At 45.6% G+C, this 24,731-nt stretch carries 27 protein-coding genes; 16 read left to right on the top strand and 11 right to left on the bottom strand.

Going from position 1 to position 24,731, the window contains the following annotated elements; translation table 11 throughout:
* Position 1: 1 nt before the first annotated feature.
* The 5 genes from OCU35_RS12995 to hemC form a co-directional block, all read right to left on the bottom strand.
* Positions 2–181 (bottom strand): hypothetical protein, encoded by a 180-nt coding sequence (locus OCU35_RS12995; RefSeq protein WP_261825471.1) that lies wholly within the window; start codon positions 179–181, stop codon positions 2–4.
* A gap of 239 nt (positions 182–420) precedes the next feature.
* The gene (locus OCU35_RS12990) at positions 421–1,599 is read right to left on the bottom strand and encodes a heme biosynthesis HemY N-terminal domain-containing protein (protein WP_017029282.1); all 1,179 of its coding nucleotides are present in this window, start codon (positions 1,597–1,599) and stop codon (positions 421–423) included.
* The gene (locus tag OCU35_RS12985; RefSeq protein ID WP_261825470.1) at positions 1,596–2,765 is read right to left on the bottom strand and encodes a uroporphyrinogen-III C-methyltransferase; all 1,170 of its coding nucleotides are present in this window, start codon (positions 2,763–2,765) and stop codon (positions 1,596–1,598) included. The genes OCU35_RS12990 and OCU35_RS12985 overlap by 4 nt, the downstream gene beginning before the upstream one ends.
* 1 nt (position 2,766) lies before the next feature.
* Entirely contained in the window at positions 2,767–3,510 is a 744-nt protein-coding gene (locus OCU35_RS12980; RefSeq protein WP_017029284.1) for a uroporphyrinogen-III synthase, read from the bottom strand.
* Positions 3,511–3,515: 5 nt separating this feature from the next.
* Positions 3,516–4,451: a hydroxymethylbilane synthase gene (hemC, locus tag OCU35_RS12975; RefSeq protein ID WP_017029285.1), complete on the bottom strand. Its 936-nt coding sequence runs from the start codon at positions 4,449–4,451 to the stop codon at positions 3,516–3,518.
* A 332-nt stretch (positions 4,452–4,783) separates the two neighbouring features.
* On the opposite strand from hemC, the gene OCU35_RS12970 reads away from it, so the two are divergent.
* A complete protein-coding gene (locus OCU35_RS12970) occupies positions 4,784–7,306 on the top strand; it encodes a class I adenylate cyclase (RefSeq protein ID WP_017029286.1) in 2,523 nt (840 codons plus the stop codon).
* 18 nt (positions 7,307–7,324) lie between these two features.
* Here OCU35_RS12970 and cyaY read toward each other — a convergent pair whose 3' ends face one another.
* Positions 7,325–7,639, bottom strand: a complete 315-nt coding sequence (gene cyaY / locus OCU35_RS12965; protein ID WP_017029287.1) for an iron donor protein CyaY — start codon at positions 7,637–7,639, stop codon at positions 7,325–7,327.
* 73 nt (positions 7,640–7,712) lie between these two features.
* Between cyaY and lptM the strand changes: the two genes are divergently transcribed.
* The 6 genes from lptM to OCU35_RS12935 are packed head-to-tail and all read left to right on the top strand — an operon-like array spanning position 7,713 to position 12,297.
* Positions 7,713–7,838, top strand: coding sequence for an LPS translocon maturation chaperone LptM (gene lptM, locus OCU35_RS12960; protein WP_017033040.1), 126 nt, complete (start codon positions 7,713–7,715; stop codon positions 7,836–7,838).
* Positions 7,839–7,860: 22 nt separating this feature from the next.
* Positions 7,861–9,114: a diaminopimelate decarboxylase gene (gene lysA / locus OCU35_RS12955; protein ID WP_017242663.1), complete on the top strand. Its 1,254-nt coding sequence runs from the start codon at positions 7,861–7,863 to the stop codon at positions 9,112–9,114.
* A gap of 9 nt (positions 9,115–9,123) precedes the next feature.
* Positions 9,124–9,954, top strand: a complete 831-nt coding sequence (gene dapF, locus OCU35_RS12950) for a diaminopimelate epimerase (RefSeq protein ID WP_261825925.1) — start codon at positions 9,124–9,126, stop codon at positions 9,952–9,954.
* A 24-nt stretch (positions 9,955–9,978) separates the two neighbouring features.
* A complete protein-coding gene (locus OCU35_RS12945) occupies positions 9,979–10,680 on the top strand; it encodes a DUF484 family protein (protein WP_017029290.1) in 702 nt (233 codons plus the stop codon).
* Positions 10,661–11,581, top strand: a complete 921-nt coding sequence (xerC, locus tag OCU35_RS12940) for a tyrosine recombinase XerC (protein ID WP_261825469.1) — start codon at positions 10,661–10,663, stop codon at positions 11,579–11,581. The genes OCU35_RS12945 and xerC overlap by 20 nt, the downstream gene beginning before the upstream one ends.
* Positions 11,581–12,297: an HAD-IA family hydrolase gene (locus OCU35_RS12935; RefSeq protein ID WP_261825468.1), complete on the top strand. Its 717-nt coding sequence runs from the start codon at positions 11,581–11,583 to the stop codon at positions 12,295–12,297. The genes xerC and OCU35_RS12935 overlap by 1 nt, the downstream gene beginning before the upstream one ends.
* On the opposite strand, the gene OCU35_RS12930 is transcribed toward OCU35_RS12935, so the two are convergent.
* The 4 genes from OCU35_RS12930 to OCU35_RS12915 form a co-directional block, all read right to left on the bottom strand.
* Positions 12,290–12,871 carry a tRNA-uridine aminocarboxypropyltransferase gene (locus OCU35_RS12930; RefSeq protein WP_261825467.1) on the bottom strand — a complete coding sequence of 194 codons (582 nt, stop codon included), beginning with the start codon at positions 12,869–12,871 and terminating at the stop codon, positions 12,290–12,292. The genes OCU35_RS12935 and OCU35_RS12930 overlap by 8 nt on opposite strands.
* Positions 12,868–13,878: a COG3650 family protein gene (locus OCU35_RS12925; RefSeq protein WP_102477525.1), complete on the bottom strand. Its 1,011-nt coding sequence runs from the start codon at positions 13,876–13,878 to the stop codon at positions 12,868–12,870. The genes OCU35_RS12930 and OCU35_RS12925 overlap by 4 nt, the downstream gene beginning before the upstream one ends.
* 34 nt (positions 13,879–13,912) lie before the next feature.
* Positions 13,913–14,740 (bottom strand): Cof-type HAD-IIB family hydrolase, encoded by an 828-nt coding sequence (locus OCU35_RS12920; RefSeq protein ID WP_102321890.1) that lies wholly within the window; start codon positions 14,738–14,740, stop codon positions 13,913–13,915.
* A gap of 90 nt (positions 14,741–14,830) precedes the next feature.
* Positions 14,831–15,808: an alpha/beta fold hydrolase gene (locus tag OCU35_RS12915; RefSeq protein ID WP_017029296.1), complete on the bottom strand. Its 978-nt coding sequence runs from the start codon at positions 15,806–15,808 to the stop codon at positions 14,831–14,833.
* A 69-nt stretch (positions 15,809–15,877) separates the two neighbouring features.
* Between OCU35_RS12915 and rhtB the strand changes: the two genes are divergently transcribed.
* The 6 genes from rhtB (at position 15,878) to OCU35_RS12885 (ending at position 20,999) form a co-directional block, all read left to right on the top strand.
* Entirely contained in the window at positions 15,878–16,495 is a 618-nt protein-coding gene (gene rhtB, locus OCU35_RS12910; protein ID WP_017029297.1) for a homoserine/homoserine lactone efflux protein, read from the top strand.
* Positions 16,496–16,667: 172 nt separating this feature from the next.
* The gene (locus tag OCU35_RS12905; RefSeq protein WP_017242670.1) at positions 16,668–17,003 is read left to right on the top strand and encodes a metalloregulator ArsR/SmtB family transcription factor; all 336 of its coding nucleotides are present in this window, start codon (positions 16,668–16,670) and stop codon (positions 17,001–17,003) included.
* 48 nt (positions 17,004–17,051) lie between these two features.
* Positions 17,052–18,059 carry an ArsJ-associated glyceraldehyde-3-phosphate dehydrogenase gene (locus OCU35_RS12900; protein WP_261825466.1) on the top strand — a complete coding sequence of 336 codons (1,008 nt, stop codon included), beginning with the start codon at positions 17,052–17,054 and terminating at the stop codon, positions 18,057–18,059.
* Positions 18,060–18,112: 53 nt separating this feature from the next.
* A complete protein-coding gene (locus OCU35_RS12895; protein WP_261825465.1) occupies positions 18,113–18,610 on the top strand; it encodes a phosphatase domain-containing putative toxin in 498 nt (165 codons plus the stop codon).
* A gap of 74 nt (positions 18,611–18,684) precedes the next feature.
* Positions 18,685–19,890 (top strand): organoarsenical effux MFS transporter ArsJ, encoded by a 1,206-nt coding sequence (gene arsJ, locus OCU35_RS12890; RefSeq protein WP_102380629.1) that lies wholly within the window; start codon positions 18,685–18,687, stop codon positions 19,888–19,890.
* Positions 19,891–19,985: 95 nt separating this feature from the next.
* Entirely contained in the window at positions 19,986–20,999 is a 1,014-nt protein-coding gene (locus OCU35_RS12885) for an acyltransferase (RefSeq protein ID WP_017029302.1), read from the top strand.
* Positions 21,000–21,049: 50 nt separating this feature from the next.
* Here the strand turns inward: OCU35_RS12885 and OCU35_RS12880 are convergent, their stop codons facing one another.
* The gene (locus tag OCU35_RS12880; RefSeq protein ID WP_017033032.1) at positions 21,050–21,379 is read right to left on the bottom strand and encodes a DUF2500 domain-containing protein; all 330 of its coding nucleotides are present in this window, start codon (positions 21,377–21,379) and stop codon (positions 21,050–21,052) included.
* Positions 21,380–21,697: 318 nt separating this feature from the next.
* On the opposite strand from OCU35_RS12880, the gene OCU35_RS12875 reads away from it, so the two are divergent.
* The 3 genes from OCU35_RS12875 (at position 21,698) to OCU35_RS12865 (ending at position 24,701) form a co-directional block, all read left to right on the top strand.
* Positions 21,698–22,063: a hypothetical protein gene (locus tag OCU35_RS12875; protein WP_050988793.1), complete on the top strand. Its 366-nt coding sequence runs from the start codon at positions 21,698–21,700 to the stop codon at positions 22,061–22,063.
* 82 nt (positions 22,064–22,145) lie between these two features.
* On the top strand, positions 22,146–22,379 hold the full coding sequence (locus tag OCU35_RS12870; protein ID WP_017242673.1) for a YecH family metal-binding protein: 234 nt from the start codon (positions 22,146–22,148) through the stop codon (positions 22,377–22,379).
* 594 nt (positions 22,380–22,973) lie between these two features.
* Positions 22,974–24,701 (top strand): dipeptide ABC transporter ATP-binding protein, encoded by a 1,728-nt coding sequence (locus OCU35_RS12865; RefSeq protein ID WP_017029306.1) that lies wholly within the window; start codon positions 22,974–22,976, stop codon positions 24,699–24,701.
* Positions 24,702–24,731 lie beyond the last annotated feature (30 nt).

Raw genomic sequence — 24,731 nt, 5'->3', positions numbered from 1 at the left:
GCTAAATGAGTTCCGTCAGAATCCCTCGGTAGTTAACGTAATGACAAAGTCGCTTGGTAATTAAGGTACGACAGAATCCCTTGGTGATCACACGCTCCATTGCAATGTTGTTGCCAACTAATTTACAAACTTGAAAAGAATCTTTTGCTAAATCAATGGCGATAGTTGTAGGCTTATTCATGTGTGGACTCCTAAAGTTTTGGCTTTGACACCTTAAATTTTAGCTTGCCTCCCGAGGGAGGGAGTCCATACATCGAGTGCTTTTATCGGGGACCTTTTATAGAAACAGATGCCCGATAAAAGCACTCGGGCATGACGGATACCCTAAAGTCCGAGTTGTGATCAAGAGACATGCTGATAGCCGAAAAAAAGCCGCTGATAAACAGCGGCTCCAATCAAACATCAATAAGCGGAATAAACTTACTTACTCAATAACAGCAGTGCCTTTTGTGAGACTTCATTTGCGGCATTGGTGTAGTTCTGTTTGTGTAATGCGTTGGCAAGTTGGCCGTAATCAATGGCATTAGGTCGGATCTTCAACGCTGACTCAAAGTAAGCCTGTGCATCACTCCAGTTGCCTTCGTTCATCAGTATCTGACCAATAACACTTTGTAGGTCGCCATTGTCCTTAAACTTCTTCTCTAGACTCTTAAGGTGGCTCAATACAGGGTACCAGTCGGTGATATGTAAGGTTGGGAATACATTCAGCAGTTCCGCCTTAGGTGACTTCTGGGTCGCTTCTTTTAGCACTGTGATTGCCGTTGAGTCTGCGCCGCGATTAATCAGCTCACTGGCAAAGGTCACGATGATCTTACTTTCAGACTTCATGCTTTTGCCTAAATGGTCCCAGTAGCGAACGATACCATCGACGCCTTGTTGATGAGATAACTCTGAGATACGCCCTGCATGTGCTTGTACTGAAAGCTTGTGGTATTCGTCTTTATCTACCCCTTTCGCTTTCTTTAATATTGGAAGCAAATCCAATAAAGGCTGCCAGCAATCCAGTTGGATATAACAGGTTTTTAGCAGGGTGAGCAGACGAGGGTTATCGGGGTAATCATGTCTTAGGCTGGATAGCACATCAAAGGCACTTGCAAAGTCACCCGCGGCCATCGCTTGCTTGCCCTTGGTTAGACCTATAGCAAGATCAGCGCCTTGTTGCTTTGAAGCTAATTCAAAGTACTTATCGCGCTTGTCGTCTTTGCCTAGCTCGTGAGCGGCTTCAGCAGCGACCAGATAACACAGCAATGGCATATCGTGCGAGTTAGACCAGCGAGTTACCTTTTTCTCTGCGCTCTGCCAATCACCTTCAATTAACTTGATAATGCCTTCATTGGTCAGCCTGCGAGCTTTTTTGAGCTTACGGTTACTAAACCAATTCCAGGTAGCGCTAGATGCTCGTATTGAACGCTTGATCAAGAACTCAGCAAAGAACAACGCAATCAGAGCGCCAATAACGAAGATGACTAACGTGGTGACACTCATCTCAATAGTGTATTCAGCCAAAGAGATCAGCACATAGCCTTGTTGACCTGAGAATTGGGTTCCGACAAAAAGACCAATCCCTAGTGCGATGAAAACAAACAGTATGCGAATCATTTGTTTTCCTCCGTGACAATAGTCGTCACCTCTCTACGCAAGCGTTCACGAATAATATCTGCGATGAGCTGATTGGTTTCTAGCTTAGCAGGGTACTCTAGGTCTACTTTAACCTTTGATAATTTACCCAATGCACTCTCAAACTCGTTAACGGATTGTGCATCTTGATCTAAATAGGTTTGGCTCCACTCAAGTGCAACAAGCAGACTCTTGCGATAGATCTCTTCTTGCTCTGAGTAGGTTGCTTTGATCGCGGTTTCCAACTTAGCTTTAATGTTCTCTCTCAAGTAGAAATGTTGCTGAGGAGATAGAAGTGGCACTGCGCTACCATCGCGAACTCTAAAGGTGATGAAGTGTTCTGCGAAGTTCTCTAGAGATGTAGATAGGTTGGTTTGCCAGTCTTGAATGTCCTTAGATACGTGTTTCTTCGTTTCTTCTGCAGCTTCTGGCAGGATGGCATTAGCTAGTGGCAACTTATCGACTTGCTCTTGAAGAGCGATCAATTGCAGCGCGACGCCATCTTTGTCTAATAGAGGCAAGCTGCGTAATTCAGTAATATCGTTGGCCATTGCTTGGCGTAGTGGCACCAGACTCGGGTCATTAAGTGTCGCGATGCGCTGATCCGCGGCTTCCATTAGCTTGGTTGCAGTAACAAGATCGTGTTCTAAAAATAGCTTCCTTCCCGCGAGTTTAACTAAGTAGTCTGCTTCTGCGAGTAGCCAGTCATTGGGACGACGCCCTTTGACATCAGAGATAGCCAGTTGCAGGCTCTCTATACTTTTTTGTTGCTGACCAATCAATACTTCTGTTCTGTTTACCGCTTCGTTGGCTGTCTGAGCTGCTGATTGCTGTGTCTCTTGAAGTTGCCCATTGATTGTCTGTTGGGCTGTTTTTAGTTGACCAGAGACCGCTGAGAGCTGCTGTTGAAGAAGTTGGTTCTGTTGATTGAAGTAATAAAAACCTGCGCCAGCGGTGAGTAGAGAGATAACAACCGCCGCAATAGCGAGTCGTTTTGCTGGCTTGTTGGGTTCGTTCTCTTCACTTTTCTTTGCTGTATTGGGTTTCTTAGCGCTTGGTGCTGTTGTTTTCTTTGCGGCAGGCGAAGCTGGAACGGGTTCACTCTTGTTAACTTTGTTGTCGTCATCGAGTTTTTTATCGTCAGTCATTTTATTTTCCTATGTAATTCGCCTGAATGCTGTCAATGATGGCTTGATTGGATGCACCCTTGATATTGTGAACTTGAGTAAAGCCTAATTGTAAGGCTAAGTTAGCGACTCTTTCACTGGGAACCATCAACTGTAAAGAGTGTAACCAATTTTTAGATTGGGTAGGTATTTGTTGTGCAAAGAATTTTAATTGTTCGAAGCTGGTAACAATCAGAGTGTCTACCCCATCGAGTTGCCATTGTATAACTCGGCTCTCACCATCAAAGTTTAGCCATTGACGCTGATAGCTCTCAACATAGACCACATCCGCTCCAGTTTGTTGCAAGCTTTCGAAAAGCATTTCCCGCCCACTTTCACCTCTCAGTATGCTTACCTTTTTACCTTTTAGATCATAGGAAGACAAAAGCCCCAATAACCCCTCGGTGTCTTCCGACTTGGGTGATCTGACAGTGAGATGAGTGCATGAACGTAAATAAGTCGCTGTTTTACTGCCAACCGCAAGGTACTGAGCTGCTATCGGCCAGTTCTGACTTTGCTTAGCTAGGATTTCGTTGGTGTAGTGAACGGCTGGCTGGCTGACGGCGATAACCACCTCTGAGTGAGATAGATGATCTAAGGTATGAAGCGGAGGTTGGGACTTCTGAAATGAAACAACGGGGCAGTAGCTTGCTACTACCCCTATATTGCATAAGGCATCACATAGTTCTTTGGCCGAAGGTTGAGGTCGAACTATAAGTGCCTTCATTGGAATTAGGCCTGATTGTACACTTCGCTAAGAATTTCTTTTGCCCCCGAAGCAAGCAGTTCCTGCGCTAGTTCTTCACCCATCGCGATCGCTTGCGAGCGTTCTCCTCGGATTTCAGCTCTGATAATCTCGGTACCGTCTGGCTTACCCACTAAACCTCTGAGGTAGAGTTGATTGTCTGGAGTAATCACGCAGTAACTACCGATAGGTACCTGGCAGCCACCTTCAAGGGCGAGGTTCATCGCGCGCTCTGCTGAAACGCGATCAGAGGTATCGGTATGATTTAGGGGTTTAATGAGTTCTAGAACGCGCTCGTCATCAAGGCGGCACTCTATGCCTACAGCGCCTTGTCCTACAGCAGGAAGAGAAGACTCAGGTTCAATATAGCTTTGAATACGCTCTTCCATTTCTAAGCGCTTTAGTCCTGCTGCGGCTAAGATAATGGCGTCGTACTGCCCATCATCTAGCTTGCCCAAGCGAGTGCCTACGTTACCTCTTAATTCTTTGATGACAAGATCAGGTCTGGCTGCGCTAATTTGACACTGTCGGCGAAGGCTACACGTACCGACGATAGCGCCTTGAGGCAACTCATCAACGGATTGATAGGTATTGGAAACGAAAGCGTCTCTAGGGTCTTCTCGTTCACAGATAACCGCTAAGCCTAGCCCCTCAGGGAAATCGACAGGAACGTCCTTCATTGAATGAACGGCAATATCTGCGCGCTTCTCTAGCATGGCCACTTCAAGCTCTTTAACAAACAAGCCCTTTCCACCTACTTTAGCTAGCGGCGTATCAAGGATGATGTCGCCTTTGGTTACCATAGTCACCAGTTCAACATCTAGGTCAGGGTGAATCTCTTCTAAGCGAGATTTAACGTAGTGAGCTTGCCACAATGCAAGTGGGCTTTTGCGAGTCGCAATTCGAAGAGTTTGTTTTGACATAATAAAGGCAACAAAATGAGAGATAGCCTGATTCTATCACTGCTAGATATAAATTTTCAGCGAGTAGAGATAGGCTTAATGGTGCTAACTCACATAATGTTAAGTTTTCTATGCATATGTGATGCTAATCACGCCGTTTAGGTCATACTGATCGCATTTGTGTGACCTTTATAATCTTTGAGTTATTCTGCCAACTTAGCTGTCACTGAAAGGTGACAATGGGTGATTTTCTTTACCTAATAACTAAAAAGTGTTAGATTGGTCACGTTTTGTAGGGTTTTAGTTTAAAATTAAAGCGTCCTTACTTTTATTTCTTTGTTTGGGAAGTTGACTTGCAAGCATATACTCGCACATTAATCGCTAGGCTCGATTCGCTGAATGAACAGCGTAAACATCGTGCACTAGACATGATGGATGCTCAAGGTAAGCAAGTATTTTCACTCATCCCGCTTTTGCTTCATTACAACCATCCAGCTTTACCTGGGTATATCTCTAATGATGTCCCACAAGGCGTCTTCGATTTTTCTGCTGACCCTGAACAACGCCAATTTCTCGACAGTTGCGCTCGTTCAACAGGGGAAGAGATCTCAGCTCCTACCAATATCGATATTCTAGCTCTGTACACCATGGGAAGTACCTCTTCCATTGGCCAGAGTCTGACCAGTGATCTTGATATTTGGGTATGTATCTCTCCTGAGATGCCAGCAGAAAAGCGAAGTGTACTGGCCAACAAGTGTCTCAGAATTACAGACTGGGCACAGCAACAGGGTATCGAAGCAAACTTTTTCTTGATGGACGACCAGCGATTCAAGCAGTCCAACAAGAGTGAAGCAATGACAGGGGATAATTGTGGCTCTTCTCAACACATGCTGCTTTTGGATGAGTTCTACCGTTCCGCTATGCGTATGGCAGGTCAACGCCTGTTGTGGAGCATCGTGCCTCCTGAAATGGAAGAGTGCTATGAGCAGTACGTACTAGAGTTATGCAACAGTGGAGAGATCGACTGCAGTGAATGGCTCGATTTTGGACAGCTTAACAAAATCCCAGCAGAAGAGTATTTCGGCTCTAGCCTTTGGCAATTGTTCAAAAGTATAGATTCGCCTTACAAATCAGTACTGAAAGCTATCCTGCTTGAGGCCTATTCGTGGGAATATCCGCAGACCCAACTTTTAAGTATTGATACCAAACGTAGATTCTTTGCACACGAGCCCGACCTTTACGGTATGGACGCTTACTATGCGATGCTAGAAAAAGTCACTCGATACTTGCAAAGAATCGGTGACCAAGCTCGTCTTGATCTTGTGCGTCGTTGTTTCTATTTGAAAACCCACGAGAAAATATCGCAACAGCCTAAACTTGGCTCGGTCTCTTGGCGTCGCAAGGCGATGCAGCAGCTGACCTTGAGCTGGGGCTGGAACGAGCAGGATATTTTTGAACTTGATACGCGTCGTGACTGGAAGGTCGAGCGTGTTAAGGGTGTGCATCATAATCTGCTTGATGCCTTGATGGAAAGTTACCGTAATCTGATCCAGTTTGCGCGTCGCAACGACATCACCTCGGTAATTAGCCCGCAGGATATCTCTATTCTTGCGCGTAAGCTTTACGCTGCCTTTGAGGTGTTGCCGGGCAAGGTTACCTTGCTTAACCAGCAAATTTCTCCTGACCTACATGAGCCAGATTTGAGCTTTATTCAGGTGGAAGAAGGGCGTAGTAATGCTGAAGGTTGGTATTTATACAAACAACCTTTAACGCCAGAACGCATTATTGGTCAATCGCCAATTGAGCATCACACGTCGCTAAGTAAGCTAGTTGCATGGTCATTCTTTAATGGATTGATCACTGAATCTACACGCCTGCATTCTGTTGTTCGCAGCGCTGATATCGACATCGATAAGCTGTATCAGATGGTGAGTGACCTAAGAAACACCTTCTCACTGCGTAAACGTCGCCCTACTATGGAGGCGCTTGCAAGCCCTTGTGAGATAAGCCAGTTGGCAATGTTCATCAACCTTGAGAATGATCCAACTGAAAAGCTAAGTCCACGCCAAGCTAAAAAAGACTGTCGCAATGTGAATCTGTTCTCTTGTGGTACAGATGCAACGAGTATGATTGGCAGTGTCGATCTGGTGTATCGAAATTCATGGCATGAAGTGCGTACTCTGCACTTCCGTGGTGAAACCAGTATTCTTGATGCCCTTAAAACGATTTTAGGTAAGATGCACCAAGATGCTTTGCATCCTGAGTCTGTGGATGTGTTTAGCTACAGTAAAAACTTCCGTGGTTTGATGCGTAATACCGTTTACCAACTCCTTGCTGAATGTATTGAGCTAAGGCTCAAGCCTGTTGAGCAAGAGAAGCGTCGTCGCTTTAAAGCTATTGGCGTTGGTAGCAAGATGTATGGCTTGTTCTTTGAGCGTCGTGGTGTTTCTGTGCAGACGCTAGAAAATTCTGTAGAATTTTATCAAAGCATCTCAACCAATAAGCTTACCGGTTCACCGTTAGATAAACTGGATAAAGAAAAAGACTTCTCGCTTCCTGACGTTATTGATGGCTTTGCTAGTGAGGGGCTTATTCAGTTCTTCTTCGAAGACACCGAAGATGGTTTCAATATCTACGTGTTGGATGAAAATAACGCCGCAGAGGCCTATCACAGATACAGCCATGATAAGAACGAAGTGGTGAGTGAAGTGAATAACTTCTACACCAACGGCTTAAATCGTGCCGGTGCGAAGGCAAACTTTAATTTGCCTCAGTACTATCAAATTATTCATCAGCACGATCAAGATAGCTTCATCGTGCCGTATCGTAGTGATAGCGAACTCCACTCCACCCCATCTGCTGTGGTGGGCATCTAGTGGCTAACAGGCTGGGTTTTATACCCAGTCTATCTCTTCGCCCGCTTGCTTTTCGCATTCCGCTTTAACCAACGCCATTAGCTCAAAGCCTGTCTTAGAGCAGATCCAAGCACCCTCTTGCATAGAAAAATGATATCCGCCCGATTTAGAGGCTAACCAGATCTCACGCATTGGCTCTTGCTTATTGATGATGATTTGAGTGCGGTCTTCAAACTCTAATGTCATCACGTTGCCCGATGTTTCAAAATCGATATCAGCGCCAGAATCTTCTATCGCTTGCTCAATATTTGTTAGTTGCTCATCAGCCAATTGGTGAAACTCACTGTCCTTCATGCATAGTTCCTATTGCTTTTCTTAATGGTGGTGCGATTATAGAGGCAAGGTCAAATATATCACCAACATCATCATGAAAAAAATTATCTCGCTATTGTGTTTGGGTTCGACACTACTTTTGGCCGGCTGCGGTCAAACAGGCCCTTTGTATATGCCGAACGATGCAGGTCAAGAAACACCTGAGCAGCCCGCGCAGTAGTTATTGAAGAAAGGAAAAAATCTTGGATTATTTTAATTATCAGGAAGATGGTCAGCTTTGGGCTGAAGGGGTTCCCCTGACCCAGGTTGCACAACAATTTGGTACTCCAACTTACGTATATTCTCGCGCTACCTTAGAGCGTCACTGGAATGCTTTCGATCAGTCCGTTGGTGATTTTCCTCACTTGGTTTGTTATGCAGTTAAAGCCAACTCTAATCTGGGCGTATTGAATGCGTTGGCAAGATTGGGTTCAGGCTTTGATATTGTGTCACTAGGTGAGCTTGAGCGTGTTGTTGCCGCCGGTGGCGATCCATCGAAAGTGGTATTTTCGGGCGTGGGTAAAACGGCTGAAGAGATCAAGCGAGCGCTTGAGCTTAATATTAAATGCTTCAATGTAGAGTCAGAGCCTGAGTTGGAACGCATTAATCAGGTGGCAGGAGAGTGTGGCACACAAGCCCCCGTTTCTCTGCGTATTAACCCTGACGTTGATGCTAAGACTCACCCATACATCTCAACGGGCTTACGTGATAACAAATTTGGTATCGCTTTTGATCAAGCACCGCGTGTGTATCAACTCGCTCAGCAGATGCCTCATCTGAATGTTGTCGGTATTGATTGCCACATCGGTTCTCAGTTAACCGACCTCGACCCTTTTATCGATGCAGTCGATCGCCTTCTTGGCTTGATTGATAACCTAAAAGCACAGGGCATCAATATTAAGCACCTTGATGTAGGTGGTGGCTTGGGCGTGGTTTATCGTGATGAAATGCCTCCTCAGCCTTCGGACTATGCAAAAGCATTACTGGCTCGTTTACATAACCACCCTAATATCGAATTGATTTTTGAACCGGGTCGAGCGATCGCGGCTAACGCCGGTGTGCTGCTGACCAAGGTTGAATTCCTGAAGCATACTGAACACAAAAACTTCGCTATTATTGATGCAGCAATGAATGACCTTATGCGTCCGGCGCTATATCAAGCGTGGCAAGATATTGTGCCTTTGCTACCAAGAGAAGGTGAGCCAACGACTTATGACCTGGTTGGCCCTGTATGCGAAACAGGAGACTTCTTGGGTAAAGATCGTAATCTTGTGTTAGAACAAGGCGATCTCCTAGCAGTGCGCTCTGCTGGGGCTTATGGGTTTACTATGTCCTCAAACTATAACTCTCGCCCACGTGTTGCCGAGGTTATGGTGGATGGCGATACGCTACACCTCATTCGTCAGCGTGAGAGCGTTGAAAGCTTATGGCAACTAGAAAGCACATTACCGGAGTAATTGAACAGAATGCATTTCCATTTCTCTAAAATGCACGGACTAGGCAACGACTTTATGGTCGTTGACTGCATTACTCAAAATATATTCTTTTCGCCAGAATTGATTCGACGTCTTGCTGATCGCCATACGGGCGTGGGCTTCGATCAATTGTTGGTGGTTGAAGCGCCATATGATCCAGAAACAGACTTTCACTACCGCATTTTTAACTCTGATGGTTCAGAGGTAGAGCAGTGTGGTAATGGCGCACGTTGCTTTGCACGGTTTGTGGCGATGAAAGGTTTAACCAATAAATACAGCATTCGTGTGAGTACCAAGAAAGGCAAAATGGTCCTTAAGCTTACCGAAGGCGATTTGGTTCGAGTGAACATGGGCGTTCCTGAGCTTGAACCAAGTAAGATCCCATTTAAAGCTAAGCAAAAAGAGAAAACCTACATCTTAAGAGTGGGCCAACACACCCTGTTTTGTGGCTCCGTCAGCATGGGTAACCCTCATGTGGTGACAGTTGTCGATGATGTCACAACAGCCAAGGTTGAAGAATTAGGGCCACTGCTTGAGTCTCATGAACGCTTCCCTGAGCGAGTTAACGCCGGGTTTATGCAAATTGTCGATAGGAACAATATTGCTCTTAGAGTCTACGAGCGCGGTGCTGGTGAAACTCAAGCTTGCGGAAGCGGTGCTTGTGCGGCAGTTGCGGTTGGTATTTTGCAAGGCTCATTAGATGAATCTGTGGAGGTTCAACTCACGGGCGGTAAGCTAACGGTCGAATGGGCAGGCCCAGGCGAACCGTTATACATGACGGGCAGTGCTACGCATGTATTTGATGGACAGATTAGCTGTTAATTGTTTGCTGAATAAGGATTAGTTTTGGACTCAACGGTAAAAGCGTTTCTTACCGCAACAGATGTAGAGCAGTTCTTGATGGATAACCCTGACTTCTTTGAAGGAAGGGAATATCTCGTCGATTCATTAAGCATCCCTCATCAACAAGAGGGTGCAGTTTCTTTATTTGAGCTGCAACTGAGGCGTCAGCGTCAGCAGATGCAGACGATTGAGTCTGAGAAAGATGAGTTGTTGGCTCTAGTGGGTCGCAACGACCGAATTTTTCGCCATTTCATAGAACTAGAACGACGCTCCTTAATGGCGAACTCCGGTGAGAAGGTAATCAGCGCTATTGAGCACAAGGCTCGAGAGATGGATCTTAAGGTCGTGGTGGGTGTCGTTGGGCACGTTAGCTCGCAAATGAGTATCAGCAAAGAGAACTGGTCTCGTTTTAAGGCTAAAAACATCGCAGATAGAGGTGCTTATCTGGGGCGACTTAAGCGCAGTGATCGTGAACTGATTTTCTCTAAAGGAACCCCTGTATCTGAACTGGGCTCCTATGCGGTTATTTCATTTGAGCACCCTTACTTAGAAGGGTTTCTATGCTTTTGTAGTGAAGATGGCGGGCGTTTCCAGCCAAGCCAAGATACCCTATACTTGAGTCATCTCGCTATGGTTATAGCACACCAACTTTATCATCTAGAGTGGCAGAAGGTTCAAACGCTACATGCCCAATCCAACACCTAAAGCCTTTCAGGCTTGGATCGATTCGTTCATTGCTTATCTTCACAATGAGAGAGGAATGAGCGAACACACCCAAAGTAACTATCAACGACAGCTATCCATCATTGCAGATCAGCTAGTGAGCTTTGGTGTTGATGAGTGGCAGCAGCTCGATATTGCGTGGGTAAGGCAGATTGCCGCCAAAGGCGCTCGAGAGGGACTAAAGCCCAATAGCTTAGCGACAAGGCTCTCTTGCTTGCGTAGTTTTTTGGACTACCTAGTGCTTAAAGGTGAGCTAACGGCCAATCCAGCTAAGGGTGTCAGCACCCCAAGAAATCATAAACGACTGCCTAAAAATCTCGATGTTGATGAAACCGGACAGCTATTGGATATCGATATGGATGATCCACTGGCCATACGCGATAGAGCCATTATGGAACTGATGTACGGCACTGGAATGCGTCTATCTGAGCTGATTCAGCTCAATATCAGAGATGTGCAAGGCGAGCGTGGCGAAATTCGCGTAATTGGTAAGGGCGATAAAGAGCGCATTGTTCCCTTTAGTGGTGAAGCGAAACGTTGGATTCAGCTATGGCTGAAGGAGCGTCCAGCCCTGCTTAAAGCAGACGATGAAGCCCTGTTTATCTCTAAGAGGGGGACACGTATTTCGCATAGAAATGTGCAAAAGCGTCTGTCTGAGTGGGGCATCAAGCAGGGGGTGTCTAGCCATGTCACCCCTCACAAACTAAGACACTCCTTTGCCACTCACATTTTAGAATCGAGCGGAAACCTGCGTGCGGTGCAGGAGATGCTGGGTCACGAGAGCCTATCTACTACGCAAGTGTATACGCACTTGGATTTTCAACATCTAGCTCAAGCCTATGACAAGGCTCATCCTAGAGCGAAAAAGAAATCGGAGTCTTAATGCGTTTTTTTCGAAGCCTAGATCCTGTGCATGCAATGACCTTCGATCTTGATGACACCTTGTATGATAATCATCCGGTAATTAGGCGTCTAGAACGAGACCTGCGCAGTTGGTTAGTCGATGCTTTTCCTAGCCTAGGACAATTTACTGACGACCATTGGCGAGCGTTAAAGCGACAAGCTCTGCAAAGCAATGAAAGTTGCCGCAATGATGTGACCATTGCCAGAGAGACTCAGCTTAGCTATGCCTTCGCTAGTATCGGCATTATTGGTGAGAGTCAGACACAAGCGATTCAAGACACTATGCATCAGGTGACGCTATTGCGTAACCGTGTGCCGATCCCTGAAGAAACGCACAGTACCCTAAAAGCTATCGCAGCTAAGCTTCCTCTGGTTGCTATCACCAATGGCAATGTGGATCTTGAGCGTATCGGTCTACAAGGCTATTTTAATCACACTCTTAAGGCTGGGCCTGATGGTGATGCTAAGCCTAGCGCCGACATGTTTCTGCGAGCCACAGAGTTACTGGATGTTCCTGCGTCCTCCATTTTGCATGTAGGCGATCATCTAGTAAGTGATGTACTCGGCGCTAAGGCGGCGGGGTTTCAGGCAGCTTGGTTCAATGATACCGCTAAAGGTATCAAATCACAGACGAAGACCAAGGTGATGCCTGATGTCGAAATTAATCGAATCGAGCAGTTACTTCACTTTATTTAGGCTTGAGGGCGTGCCCGCTGCGATCCGCTTGAAAGACTTGAAGATACAGCTGTAAGAAGTGGTTCAATTCATTAGCTTGTTCGTTTAAACCCTCCAACTTCATTAGTTCTGACCCCACCTCACAGGTACATAGGTTTCCATCGCTCTGATTTCTTCTCAAGCTGTAGTTTGAATGACTACCAGGCAGAAGGTGATATTGAGAAAGTGCTTGTAGCCAAGGGCTCTGCCGCCACATTTTCTTAGCTTCTTGCCAGGTCGCATCTAGTACTATGTATAGCCTAGGCTCTTTATCCGCAGTGTTCTGCTCAATGGGCAGGCTTTGCTTACTTGGGAACAGCAACACAGGCTTAGGATGTTGCTCTATCAGTGCCAATAAATCGGCTGGTGGCTCTTTTCTACTCCATTCAAACTGTTGAACCCCAGGTAAGCTCCAAAGGAGTATCTTTCCTGTATTGGTTTCTCTTTTCAGCTCGTTAGGGTGGCACAGCAGCGCCACCTGAATGGAATCATCAAAGCTTGGTAATTGCTCGCAGAGGCAGTTGTGGGTAAACCCGCAATTGGAACAAGGCATCATTGAGCTTTCTTAAGGCTCAACCCACCATTGGTTAATGGGTAAGTCGCACCGTTGATGGTTTCATGCTCTGTTGTGAGGGTATTGTCCTTTAGCTCAAACTCACGCGTCGCAATGATTTTTTGCCCTTGATAGGTAACTGATGTGACTTGTAGCAATCCACTTTCTAGGGTTTGCCAGTAGCCGCTTTCGACCACATCATCACTGCCATCGGTGTAAGAATAGCGAGTCTCTGCCTGATGGTCTGGACGTAAAGACAAGGTCAGATTGGTAGAGCCATCGATGGATTGAGAATATTCCCCGGCAGACAGGTCGATAGATTCGTTTGAATCGGTGCTGCATCCAACGTAGGTTTCGTCTTTTGTCGTTAGCTTTGCGCTCCAACCGTAGATGGAGTCGCTCATAGTATCGCGACAGACCTTATTGTTAATCTCAAGCGTTCCCTGAGTATGATCGTAGCGTGTCCCAGTAGTTTCTTGCTCTAGGTTTACCACTGGCAGAACCAGCGTATCTTTACCTAATTGGGTAAGGGTAATGGCATTGTCAGTGATAGCAGCAGACCAAGAAGGCTCATTGCCGAAGGCGCGTGCATCGCGAGTTGGTTGCTCACAGCGATTAGGATTCTCGGCTGTGATGATATTGAATTCAGTGACAACAAATTGGCTACCAAATTCTTCGGCGAAGCCAGTAGTTGCTGGCTCAAAATAACCAAATACCTCTGCATACATAGGTTGGTAGGGCTCAGTTGTCATTGATTCGGCAATATTGCGAACGGGCTCAGGAAGATCGAGCCAGTAGGTGGCATTGCTATTACAAGGCTGGATGGTACGAGATTCGTGACCAACAATAACCTGCCCTCTTAAAAGAACGCGAGCAGGTGCTTGTTTGTTCGGGGCGAGCTCAACGGAAGTGAGGGCCTCGTCTTGATTGGCGGAAGATTGAGGCTCGGTGCTACTGCAACCGAGCAAAACTAGAGAGCTAACAATAGAAAATAGAGCGCATTTTTTCATTATCTAGCCTGCTGTAAGGCGATGAATTTAATGCCTATCTTAGCAGGTGTTCAACCAGATAGTGAGCCACAGCGTCATCTTCATGGCTACCAATAACTTCATTATCCGGTAGTGCCGCTTTCACTTTAGGGTGAGAGGTTTGCATTACTTTGCCCATACCGACCATAGACAGCATTTCTGCGTCATTCATCCCATCACCAAAAGCGATGCAGTGTGAGAGCTCCTTGCCGAGAGTCTTTGCTACGGCTTGCAATGCATGTCCTTTAGAGACATTGCCTTGCATCACCTCTAAACACCAAGGCGTAGAGAAAGCGATGTTCAACTCATCGCCAAACTTTTGGTTCAGCTTATCTTCAAATGATGCAAGATGATCGTGACTCTTGTGTGTAAAGAAGATCTTAGCGATGCCGTCTTTTGGTGCGTTGCTGTCATCAAAGACGTCAAAAGAGAATCCAGATAACTTGCTGAAAGAGAGCAATTGCTCATCGGTTTGATTGACCCACCACTTCTCATCTTGGTAGATGTGCACGATGATGTCAGGGTCTTGGCGAATGATATCGACAATGTCCTGTACGAGTTCAGGATTAACATCCTGGCTGTACATTAGGTTGTCGTCGATATCATGAACGCGAGCACCATTGGAGGTGATCATGTACGCCGGAATTCCTGCGGTCTCACGAATGTAAGCCACATCAACATGATGGCGACCGGTCGCGAAAATAAAGGTATAACCTTGTTCATGTAATTGCTTTAGCGTCTGCTTGGTAAACTCAGATAGCTGGTGGTCGGGGGCCAAAAGTGTGCCATCCAAATCGGAAGCGACAATAGAAATGTGTTCAAAAGCAGCGTTGTTCAAGGTCATACCCTTTCTCTTATTTTCAGAAGCAGGTTCATATTACGATAATAATAGGGGAAGAAAGAGGGTAAACCTGCGTTTCCCCTTTTCCTTTTTTTATTGCTCAAAGAAGCCCAATATGGCGTCTAGAGCTTGGTTTCTTGGCGAATCTTTTTCTACTAGAATCTCGTGCTTTGCGTCAGCAACAGGCACCAAAATAGCATCTTGACGTGCTCGGCTAAGCTGAGCAATAAATTGGTTTTGTGCCTTATTGTCGACAACGGTATCTAACGCTGGCTGAACCAACAGTAATGGGATATTGACTTCTTGTGCATGCTTGACGCATTGCTCGGCTCCAAGAATTGCCTGCCATACCCATTGTGATGTTGGCCCGCCCATTTGGATCTCTTTTACTGAATCGAACAGATCGGCTGACCATTCAAACCTAATCTTGCAGTGACTCAGGGTGTTACCCTCAAAGGGGGCTCTTTGGTAACTGGTTTGCCCTGGAGCATAATGAGGATGCTTCTTCCAACGAATTAAGGTTTTGCAAAGAGGCTTAGCAATAGCTCGCAAAGGAGAGGGCATATTGATGCCAAACATTGGGGCGCAAAGAGCAATAGCATGAAAAGGCTGAGAGTGATGTGTTTGAATATAGCGTGTTGAGATGGCGCCGCCCATCGAATGGGCCAGAATAAAACGTCGACTATAGCGATTAAAGTCAAACTGCTTAACGATAACATCGAGGTCATCAATGTAGTCTTGGAAGTCTTCCACATGACCCATATCATGATCATCTAGCAGTCGCTCAGACATACCTTGACCTCTGTGATCAAAGGAATAGATATCAAAGCCTTGCTTGAATAGATCGTAAAACAGCTCTTGATAACGACAAACGCTTTCTGTGCGACCGTTTACCATCAATATTGCCTTGCTATGAGCAGGAGAGGTAAGGCTTATCCAATACAGTTTTTTATTCTCTTTACCCTCGACATATCCCTGCTGCCGGTTGTTCCAAAAGCTGCTTATTGGATATTTCATCTGATACTCATAGTCGTGTTCTTGAGTACAGATATCAATCGCGTTATTTGACATTGCATTTGTTCCCTGTTCACGTTACAAACAGCATAACATCCTAGAATGACAGTGAATATAGGTACCAATATGGAGTTAAAAATTTGGTTGGCATACGTTGCAACCGCCATCATTTTCAGCCTGGCACCAGGCTCAGGCACGGTAAACTCTATCGCCAATGGCATTAACTTTGGTATGCGAAAGTCGTTGTCAGCGATTATTGGTCTTCAACTAGGGTTGGCGTTTCATATTATCCTGGTCGGTGCAGGTATTGGTGCGCTGGTGGCTAAGTCGGCGGTTGCGTTCAGCGTGATTAAATGGGTCGGGGTTGCCTATCTCATTTTTCTTGGTATTCAGAAGTGGCGCGATAGTAAAGGCTTTAAGGTCGTAGAAAGCCACGAGCAGGTCTCAAGTACGACCTTGCTGAAGCAGGCGATCTTTATCAATCTGACTAACCCAAAATCGATCGTGTTCTTGGTGGCACTGTTTCCTCAGTTCATCAACCCTAGCATGCCTCAGATGCCACAATTGTTGATTCTAGGCGTAACTACGATTGTGATTGATGGTGTGGTCATGCTCGGTTATACCGGATTGGCGGCACAGATGGGGCGCTTTATTCGCTCTGATAAAGTCATTGGTAAGCTGAATAAGGTGTTTGGTTCTATGTTTGTCGGTTGTGGGATGCTACTTGCGGCAGCGAAAAGCTAATACGCATCGCACTCAATAGCTGCGCTATGTCTAAATACTGAGTGGATTGGTATAGCTAAGACAAGCGGTATTTAATTGTGAAGATTTGATGACATCGGTAAGTTTTACTTGTCGGTGTCTTTTTTTTGATTAATATATACGGATATTCATATATGGTTATTTGGTTGTGCTTATGTTGCCTCATCAATTCTTTAAATTGCTTTCAGATGAAACACGATTGCGAAGCCTGCTGCTGATTGCGCGTGAAGGGGCACTGTGTGTCTGTGAATTAACGCAGGCGCTACAAGAAAGCCAACCTAAGATCTCTCGTCACTTAGCCCAAATGCGTCAGTCTGGCATTTTGGTTGATGAACGACGAGGTCAGTGGGTTTACTACCATGTATCGACAGAACTTCCTGGATGGGCTCAAAAAATAGTGGATGGCTTAAGAGACTCCAACTGTTTGAAAGAGCAATACCAGCAAGACATACAAAGATTGGTACACATAGGCGATATGCCCTGTGCGTAAGCGTAAATTTCAATAACCTCACTCTGCATGAGAAGAAAGGAAAAAAAGATGACTATTAAGATCGGTATCAATGGTTTTGGTCGTATTGGCCGTTTGGCTTTAAGAGCTTCATTCGACTGGCCTGAGGTTGAGTTTGTTCAGATCAATGATGTAGCGGGCGATACAAAGACACTGGCTCATCTGCTGGAGTTTGATTCAGTACAAGGTCGCTGGCACCACGAAGTGTCTGTAGATGGCAGCAACATGATCATCGATGGTCAATCGGTGAAGACGACACAAGAGCGTGATATCGACGCAATTGACTGGTCTGGTTGTGATGTTGTGATTGAAGCGACGGGTGTGCATCGCAAGACTGCATTCCTAAATAAATACCTAGACCAAGGTGTTAAACGAGTCGTCGTTTCGGCACCAGTGAAAGAAGAAGGCATTGCTAACATCGTTGTTGGTGTGAACGATGAAATCTTTGACCCAGCTATCCATAAGATCGTGACTGCAGCATCATGTACGACTAACTGTATTGCTCCTGTCGTTAAGGTAATTCATGAGAAGTTAGGCATTGAGCAGGCGGCATTTACCACTATTCACGATCTAACAAATACTCAAACCATCCTTGATGCTCCGCACAAAGACCTACGTCGTGCTCGTGCATGTGGTATGAGCCTTATTCCAACAACCACGGGTTCAGCAACGGCAATCGTTGAAATCTTCCCTGAGTTGAAAGACAAGATCAACGGCCACGCAGTGCGTGTTCCACTAGCGAACGCTTCGCTAACGGACATCATTTTTGACGTTAAGCGCGATACCACAGTAGAAGAAGTTAACGCTCTACTGAAAGAAGCATCAGAGAATGAGCTTAAAGGCATTCTTGGCTTTGAAGAACGCCCATTGGTTTCTATCGATTACAAGGGTGACCAACGCTCTACTATCGTTGATGGTATGTCTACTATGCTTGTCGGCTCTCGTATGCTGAAGATTTATGCTTGGTACGACAATGAGATGGGCTACGCCACACGTACCGCTGAGCTTGTACGCACTGTTGGTCTAGCAGACAAATAAATTATTCGTTTAAAGGGCATGCATCTGCATGCCTTCGTTTTGAGGAAAAATAAATGACGCATCCTACTTGGGAGCTTTCTATTGATCACGGCGCAGCTTTGGTTCTAACGCCTTGTCCGGGCACCAAAGAGCTAGGCCTTGATGAATCTCTGGCTCAACTGAAAGAGCAAGGTGTTGTGGCAATCGTTACTGCAATCAACAGTGAAGAGATGGCGGGAAAAAACGTCGGCGAGCTAGGCGAAAAAGCAACAGCTTTAGGTCTAAAGTGGTTCTACCTTCCTATTGAAGATGACTGCGCTCCAGAAGCTGATTTTGCACAGCAGTGGAAAGCGGCAAGCCCTGAGCTTCACGAGATTGTTAAGCAAGGCGGAAAAATCGCAATGCATTGCATGGGTGGCTCAGGCCGCACCGGTTTATTGGCTGCGAACCTTCTACTTGAATTGGATTGGCCTCTACCGAAGATTGTGACTGAGGTTAAGGCTCTTCGCCCTGGCGCATTCAGCAAGCCTGTGCAAATCAACTACGTTGAAGCACTTGCACAAAATCGCTAATTAAAAAGGCTGATACTAGCGTGTCTTTACTAGAGGCACGCTGATACCCAATGAGATTTTCTCGGACCACTCCTATGTTATCGACTCTAGATAAAAGCGTTCGCCAGTACATGCTGGTGACATTTAACTACTGGAACTTTACCCTGACAGATGGCGCCCTGCGTATGCTGGTGGTGCTGTATTTCTATGACCTTGGATACAGCAGTTTAGCTATTGCGTCTCTATTTTTGTTCTACGAGTTCTTTGGAGTGGTGACCAACCTTGTTGGTGGCTGGTTAGGGGCAAGACTTGGCTTGAATCGCACCATGAATGTGGGGTTGGCGATGCAGATTTTTGCCTTGGCGATGCTAGCGGTGCCTCAAGTATGGCTGACCATTCCGTGGGTGATGGCCGCTCAGGCTCTCTCTGGTATCGCCAAAGACCTTAATAAGATGAGTGCTAAGAGCGCTATCAAGACCCTTGTTCCAGATGAAAGACAAGGCGCGCTATACAAGTGGGTCGCGATTCTGACGGGTTCAAAGAATGCCCTCAAGGGTGCCGGCTTCTTCTTAGGTGGTGTGCTGCTATCCACACTGGGCTTCCAAGGCTCTGTGCTGGCTATGGCTGCGGTTCTATTCTTTGTTTTGGTGGGCAGTCTTGTTTGGCTAGAAAGCGATATGGGCAAAGCCAAGAGCAAGCCTAAATTCAAGCACTTGTTCTCAAAGTCTGAAAGCATCAACGTGCTTTCAGCGGCGCGTATGTTCTTGTTTGGCGCTAGAGATGTATGGTTTGTGGTCGCACTACCTATCTATCTTGGCAGTGTCTTCGGCTGGAATCACTCTATGGTCGGTGGCTTCCTTGCGCTTTGGGTTATCGCTTATGGCTTTGTGCAGGGGTTTGCGCCTCGTATTACCGGTAAAGCGCAAGGAAAAGTGCCAGACGGAAAGGCGGCGCTTCTATGGGCGATATTGTTAACCGTAGTGACAGGTGCCATCGCTTATGGGGTGCAGATAGGCTGGCAACCAGAGTTGGTTATCGTGGTGGGTCTTCTTATCTTCGGGGCTATCTTTGCGGTTAACTCCTCTCTTCACTCTTATCTTATCGTCAGCTATGCCAAGGGTGATGGGGTGTCGATGGATGTAGGCTTTTACTATATGGCCAATGCCATGGGGCGCCTGATAGGTACCGTTCTATCTGGATGGGTCTTCCAAATGGCGGGTTTAGCTGCCTGTCTTTGGGTCTCGTTTGCCTTCTTGTTGCTGGCGAGCATTATCTCGATTAAGCTACCTCGACACGCATAATTGCTTTAAAAAACAACAAAAAAGCTGGCAGGGTTTCCTTGGCCAGCTTTTTTATTGCTATGATGGCAGTAGCATAAATAAAGGAATAGGTTCTAATGAGACAAAGGGTACTGTTTTTCGATCTCGCTCGATGCGTGGCTGCTATTGCCGTGATCGCGATACATGTGTTGGCTCCATATCGACATCAGTACGGTGTGATTCCATTCGATGAGTGGTTTACCGCAATCAGCATAAACAGTATCAGTCGCTGGGCCGTTCCCGTCTTTATTCTCATCTCTGGCGCGTTGATGCTGAGCGATCGTAGGCCTTTTGACTTCCAGTATTATGTGAAGCGTCGTCTTGGTAAGGTACTGGTTCCCTTCATTATTTGGTCTATTTTCTACGCCTACCTGTCTGGGTGGAGCGCCAGTGGCTTTGATGCCAATAATGCACAGAAGGTATTGTTTGAGGGATTAGACCATGCGACCTACTATCACTTAGGTTTCTTTTACTACTTCATCCCACTGTATTTTGTGATTCCGTTCTTACAGATATTTGTTCGTCGCTACGATGACAAGGCTTTGTATGCTCTGACGGGACTGTGGTTATTTACCACGGCGTTATTCCTATTCCGCATCGATGGAGTATGGAGTAGCCAAATGTGGCTCTATTCTGGTTTGTTGCCGTTAGGCTATATCCTGTACCAAAAAATCCCATTGACTAAGACTAATGTGAGTATCTTTGTACTGCTTGGCGTAGCGGCATTTGCTGCAACTATCTATGAGGTAGTGCACCTAAGTATGGAGGCGGATAAGTATGCCTTTGGTCGCTGGCTATCCTATAAAACACTGAATACCGTGTTAGCTGCCAGTATGGTGTTTATGGTATGTCGCTATTTTGGCGAGGGGCTTTCGGCAGGAGCAAACAAGGTCGTTGGCTTTATCAGTACGCATAGTCTGGGCATCTACATTTTGCACCCTATCTTCCTTTGGCCAATGAAAGAGTTTGGTTGGTATCAAGGGCATCCAGGATGGGTAATACCGCTTTGGATTGTGATCAGTGGTGGGGCGTCGCTCTTTGCGAGTTGGTTGGTCTCTCGTTCAAGCAAAACCGCTTGGTTATTGCCTTAAGATACAGATGAGCTTAACTCAGTAAGCATCGAGTTAAGCCCTAATAGATGTTATCTCTTCATCGCAAAATGCATGAACTTATCACCCTGGTAGGTTAATTCGCCTTGGTGACCAGGCAGTAGCGCGTGGTAATAGTGGATGCCAACTTGAAACTCACGCTTTGGACCAAATCGTCCTTTTTGAACGTAGATCCAATATTCCTTATCTTCTTCACCAGGCTGCGCATCGGGTAAATCTACAGCTTGCTTATCAATGATAGTGACCTTGGCTTTTTGTTCGATAGCACCAATCCCTTGCACATGTTTACTAAACACATATTTGAATGCGACAGCGGCAGTAGCAACAAGAATTGCAACCAAAAAGAACAGAGATGTTGGCATAGGGTCACCCTTGAGATCTATTGGTGGAAAAGTGTAGCCTTCAGTGACTTTATACATGCACAATTAGTGATATTGCGTGATCTAGATGCAAGAGATGTCGTAAAAATGGCGCTTTGATCACATAACAATGCTGAACCGGAATGGACCATAAAGGTCTGATTTATAGAGAGACGAGTGGTTTAATCCTGCTAAACTTGATTTAGGTTCAATAATTAGCCGACTTGCTCGATTTTAATGACAGAATAGTAAAAAATGGCTAAGAGAAGATTCATGGACGGAGTCTTCTGCATAAGCAGACGTTTGGACGGGAGTATGGATATGTCCGATATTGATCAAGTGGTAACACGCACAAGGCGTATAGAGGGGCTTTTACGCACGCGCTTTCACGCGAGCGGCCGAGGCCTACATCAACTCATCACAGACAGTGAAGAGCGCTTGCCTCATGATGTTATTGCGAAATTGCGCTATGTCGCCACTATCCGCAATAAGATGCTTCATGAAGACGGCTTCAAATTAGAAGATCGTAAACAATTTCTTCAGGCATGTAATGAATGTGAGAAAGAACTGACTCCCCGTAGCGGGCGCTTTATTTGGGGCGTTGCTATTGCATTGATGACCCTTCTTACATTAGCCGCTGCTTTATTTTACTACGCCAACTGGGCAGAATTTAGCGTACATCTATAAATGACAGGATGTACTTTGACTTGTAACAATGTCTTTCTTTTCTCACTCGGTAAAGTCTGATTTTAAAATTTAGGAGTTCAGTATGTCTGTACATGCACATAAAATATTAAATCAGCTTCGAGAACAACCAATGTCGAAAGCAGAATTGCGCCAGTGGGTTGCATCTGAATTTGGTGAGCAGACTCAATTTCGTACTTGCAGCAAAGAAGGCTTCGATTTTGATTCTATTTTAGATTTTTTTGTATCTAGAGAAAAAATTCTTCTAGATAACGATAAATTCAAAGTAAATGAGCCGAATATCTGCTCCCATAACTGATTTAAGTGAAGTATTTTACGACTTTTTTAAGGCTCCTATGATGGAGCCTTTTTTGTTCATGATTTTGTAACATATTAAGTGAGGGTAACCTTAGTATCGTGCTACTTATATGCGATCAATTGGTGTTAAATGTGCCTTTGGTGTGATGTTTGTGGTTTTTCTGGTTGCTAAATGGCTTTTTGTTGAGCTTTTGTGCTTAATCGACTTTTGACTTATCTAAGCATAAAAATGCGTACATTTCATTGTTAAAGCCCTCTGTTGTATGGCCTTATACTTACAATCCCTTTGCGGATAAGGTGTAAGCGTTGCTTTTATCAATCTCCCTTGTCTCTGGGTGACTTTTTATTCACCTAGATCGGCTATTCATGCATCAGTTCATCTTTTATTCAGCTATAAAGCCAACTTTTATCCTTTAAATGTTGCTTTTGTGTGTCTTTTTTGCCAAATTGTGCATCGAACACAATATTTATCGTTGTGTTTTGGACGAAGACGCCGATAAAAGGCGCAGACTGGATATCAAATCAGTCACGTTCATTTCGAATGGATTCAATTTGCAGACAAGGCAGAAAACTGTCCAGCAGTAGAGGTCTGGTAATGTCGTTATTAGAAGTAAAAAATCTTCGCATTGAGTACCCGTCAAGACACGGTGTTCACGCAGCAGTAAAATCTCTTTCTTTCAATATTGAGCGCGGCGAAATCGTCGGCGTTGTTGGTGAATCTGGCGCGGGTAAATCCACAGTCGGTAATGCCGTTATTGATCTTTTAAGTCCTCCAGGTGTGATTGCTGGTGGCGAAGTTTTCCTTGATGGAGAAAAAGTCTCTGGTTTATCTCCAGAGCAAATGCGTCAGGTACGCGGTTCAAAGATTGGATTTATCTTTCAGGACCCAATGACGTCACTAAACCCTTTGTTTACCGTTGAGCAGCAGCTTAAAGAAACCATTCATGCCAATATGAAGGTTTCTGATGAAGAGGCGTATAAACGCTCTTTGGACCTGATGAACAAAGTGGGTATTCCACAGCCTGAAAACCGTTTGAAACAATATCCGCATCAGTTCTCTGGTGGTATGCGCCAGCGTGTTGTTATTGCAATAGCGCTTGCGGGTGAGCCGGACCTTATCATTGCGGATGAGCCAACCACGGCGTTGGACGTATCCATTCAAGACCAAATTCTAACCCTGATTCGTGACCTGTGTATTCAGCAAAATGTAGGCTGTATGCTGGTAACTCACGACATGGGGGTTGTATCAAACGTCACTGATCGCGTTGCAGTAATGTATCGCGGTGATCTGGTTGAATTTGGACCAACAAGCAAGGTATTGGGCGCGCCTGACCATCCATATACGCGCAGTCTAATCTCTGCTGTACCTCGTTCTGATGTGAAGCTAGATCGATTCCCATTGGTGAGTTACATCGAAGAAGCTGCAGAACATCAGCCTTTAGATGTCAAGAATCACTGGTTGGGTCAAAGCCAAGACGAGCGTGAATACACAGGTCCATTGCTGAATGTTGAGAACGTAGACCTACGCTTCATTACCAAAGACTCTTTATTTGAAAGCCGCAGAGAATACGTGCAGGCATCAGATAATGTCAGCTTTGAAGTATTCGAAGGGGAAACCTTTGGTTTGGTAGGTGAGTCTGGTTCAGGTAAATCCACCATAGCGCGTGTTATTGCCGGTCTATATGCACCCGATGCGGGTAAGGTAACCTTTGAGGGGATTGACCTAACTGGCCTGAAGAGCGAAAAAGAGCGCCGCCCAATGCGTCGCCAGATGCAGATGGTGTTCCAGAACCCATATACATCGATGAACCCGCGTATGAAGATCTTCGACATCATCGCAGAACCTATTCGCTTCCATAAACTGACAGCAAACGAGAATGAAACTCGTCAGATCGTTCACGATCTACTGGACCATGTTGGTCTAGGTCGCATGGCTGCAGTGAAATACCCACATGAATTCTCAGGTGGCCAGCGTCAGCGTATTTCAATTGCACGTGCTTTGGCGACACGTCCTCGTTTATTGATTTGTGATGAGCCAACATCGGCACTGGACGTTTCAGTGCAGGCTCAGATTCTAAACCTTCTGAAAGACCTTCAGGATGAGTTGAATCTCACCATGCTATTTATCAGTCACGATTTGCCGGTTATTCGTCAGATGTGTGACCGTATTGGCGTGATGCAAAAAGGTACTCTGTTAGAGGTTGCACCGACTGAACAGCTGTTTAAGTCTCCGCAACATGAGTACAGCCAACATTTAGTTTCATTAATGCCAGAGTTCAAGGGCTTGCGCGAAGGCATTACTGAAGAGAAAGAATTAGCTTAGGACACTAAGCAATAAGCTCACTGAGCAAAA

This window comes from Vibrio breoganii, from assembly GCF_024346795.1.
GTDB classification, from domain to species: Bacteria; Pseudomonadota; Gammaproteobacteria; order Enterobacterales; family Vibrionaceae; genus Vibrio; species Vibrio breoganii.
This window is presented reverse-complemented; position numbering and strand designations above follow the sequence as displayed.

Bases quoted from the DNA above. Each gene is read 5' to 3' on its own strand.
- OCU35_RS12995 (WP_261825471.1), bottom strand. From the start codon at position 181: ATGAATAAGCCTACAACTATCGCCATTGATTTAGCAAAAGATTCTTTT.
- OCU35_RS12990 (WP_017029282.1), bottom strand. From the start codon at position 1,599: ATGATTCGCATACTGTTTGTTTTCATCGCACTAGGGATTGGTCTTTTT.
- OCU35_RS12985 (WP_261825470.1), bottom strand. From the start codon at position 2,765: ATGACTGACGATAAAAAACTCGATGACGACAACAAAGTTAACAAGAGT.
- OCU35_RS12980 (WP_017029284.1), bottom strand. From the start codon at position 3,510: ATGAAGGCACTTATAGTTCGACCTCAACCTTCGGCCAAAGAACTATGT.
- hemC (WP_017029285.1), bottom strand. From the start codon at position 4,451: ATGTCAAAACAAACTCTTCGAATTGCGACTCGCAAAAGCCCACTTGCA.
- cyaY (WP_017029287.1), bottom strand. From the start codon at position 7,639: ATGAAGGACAGTGAGTTTCACCAATTGGCTGATGAGCAACTAACAAAT.
- lptM (WP_017033040.1), top strand. From the start codon at position 7,713: ATGAAAAAAATTATCTCGCTATTGTGTTTGGGTTCGACACTACTTTTG.
- dapF (WP_261825925.1), top strand. From the start codon at position 9,124: ATGCATTTCCATTTCTCTAAAATGCACGGACTAGGCAACGACTTTATG.
- xerC (WP_261825469.1), top strand. From the start codon at position 10,661: ATGCCCAATCCAACACCTAAAGCCTTTCAGGCTTGGATCGATTCGTTC.
- OCU35_RS12935 (WP_261825468.1), top strand. From the start codon at position 11,581: ATGCGTTTTTTTCGAAGCCTAGATCCTGTGCATGCAATGACCTTCGAT.
- OCU35_RS12930 (WP_261825467.1), bottom strand. From the start codon at position 12,871: ATGATGCCTTGTTCCAATTGCGGGTTTACCCACAACTGCCTCTGCGAG.
- OCU35_RS12925 (WP_102477525.1), bottom strand. From the start codon at position 13,878: ATGAAAAAATGCGCTCTATTTTCTATTGTTAGCTCTCTAGTTTTGCTC.
- OCU35_RS12920 (WP_102321890.1), bottom strand. From the start codon at position 14,740: ATGACCTTGAACAACGCTGCTTTTGAACACATTTCTATTGTCGCTTCC.
- OCU35_RS12915 (WP_017029296.1), bottom strand. From the start codon at position 15,808: ATGTCAAATAACGCGATTGATATCTGTACTCAAGAACACGACTATGAG.
- rhtB (WP_017029297.1), top strand. From the start codon at position 15,878: ATGGAGTTAAAAATTTGGTTGGCATACGTTGCAACCGCCATCATTTTC.
- OCU35_RS12905 (WP_017242670.1), top strand. From the start codon at position 16,668: ATGTTGCCTCATCAATTCTTTAAATTGCTTTCAGATGAAACACGATTG.
- OCU35_RS12900 (WP_261825466.1), top strand. From the start codon at position 17,052: ATGACTATTAAGATCGGTATCAATGGTTTTGGTCGTATTGGCCGTTTG.
- OCU35_RS12895 (WP_261825465.1), top strand. From the start codon at position 18,113: ATGACGCATCCTACTTGGGAGCTTTCTATTGATCACGGCGCAGCTTTG.
- arsJ (WP_102380629.1), top strand. From the start codon at position 18,685: ATGTTATCGACTCTAGATAAAAGCGTTCGCCAGTACATGCTGGTGACA.
- OCU35_RS12885 (WP_017029302.1), top strand. From the start codon at position 19,986: ATGAGACAAAGGGTACTGTTTTTCGATCTCGCTCGATGCGTGGCTGCT.
- OCU35_RS12880 (WP_017033032.1), bottom strand. From the start codon at position 21,379: ATGCCAACATCTCTGTTCTTTTTGGTTGCAATTCTTGTTGCTACTGCC.
- OCU35_RS12875 (WP_050988793.1), top strand. From the start codon at position 21,698: ATGTCCGATATTGATCAAGTGGTAACACGCACAAGGCGTATAGAGGGG.
- OCU35_RS12870 (WP_017242673.1), top strand. From the start codon at position 22,146: ATGTCTGTACATGCACATAAAATATTAAATCAGCTTCGAGAACAACCA.
- OCU35_RS12865 (WP_017029306.1), top strand. From the start codon at position 22,974: ATGTCGTTATTAGAAGTAAAAAATCTTCGCATTGAGTACCCGTCAAGA.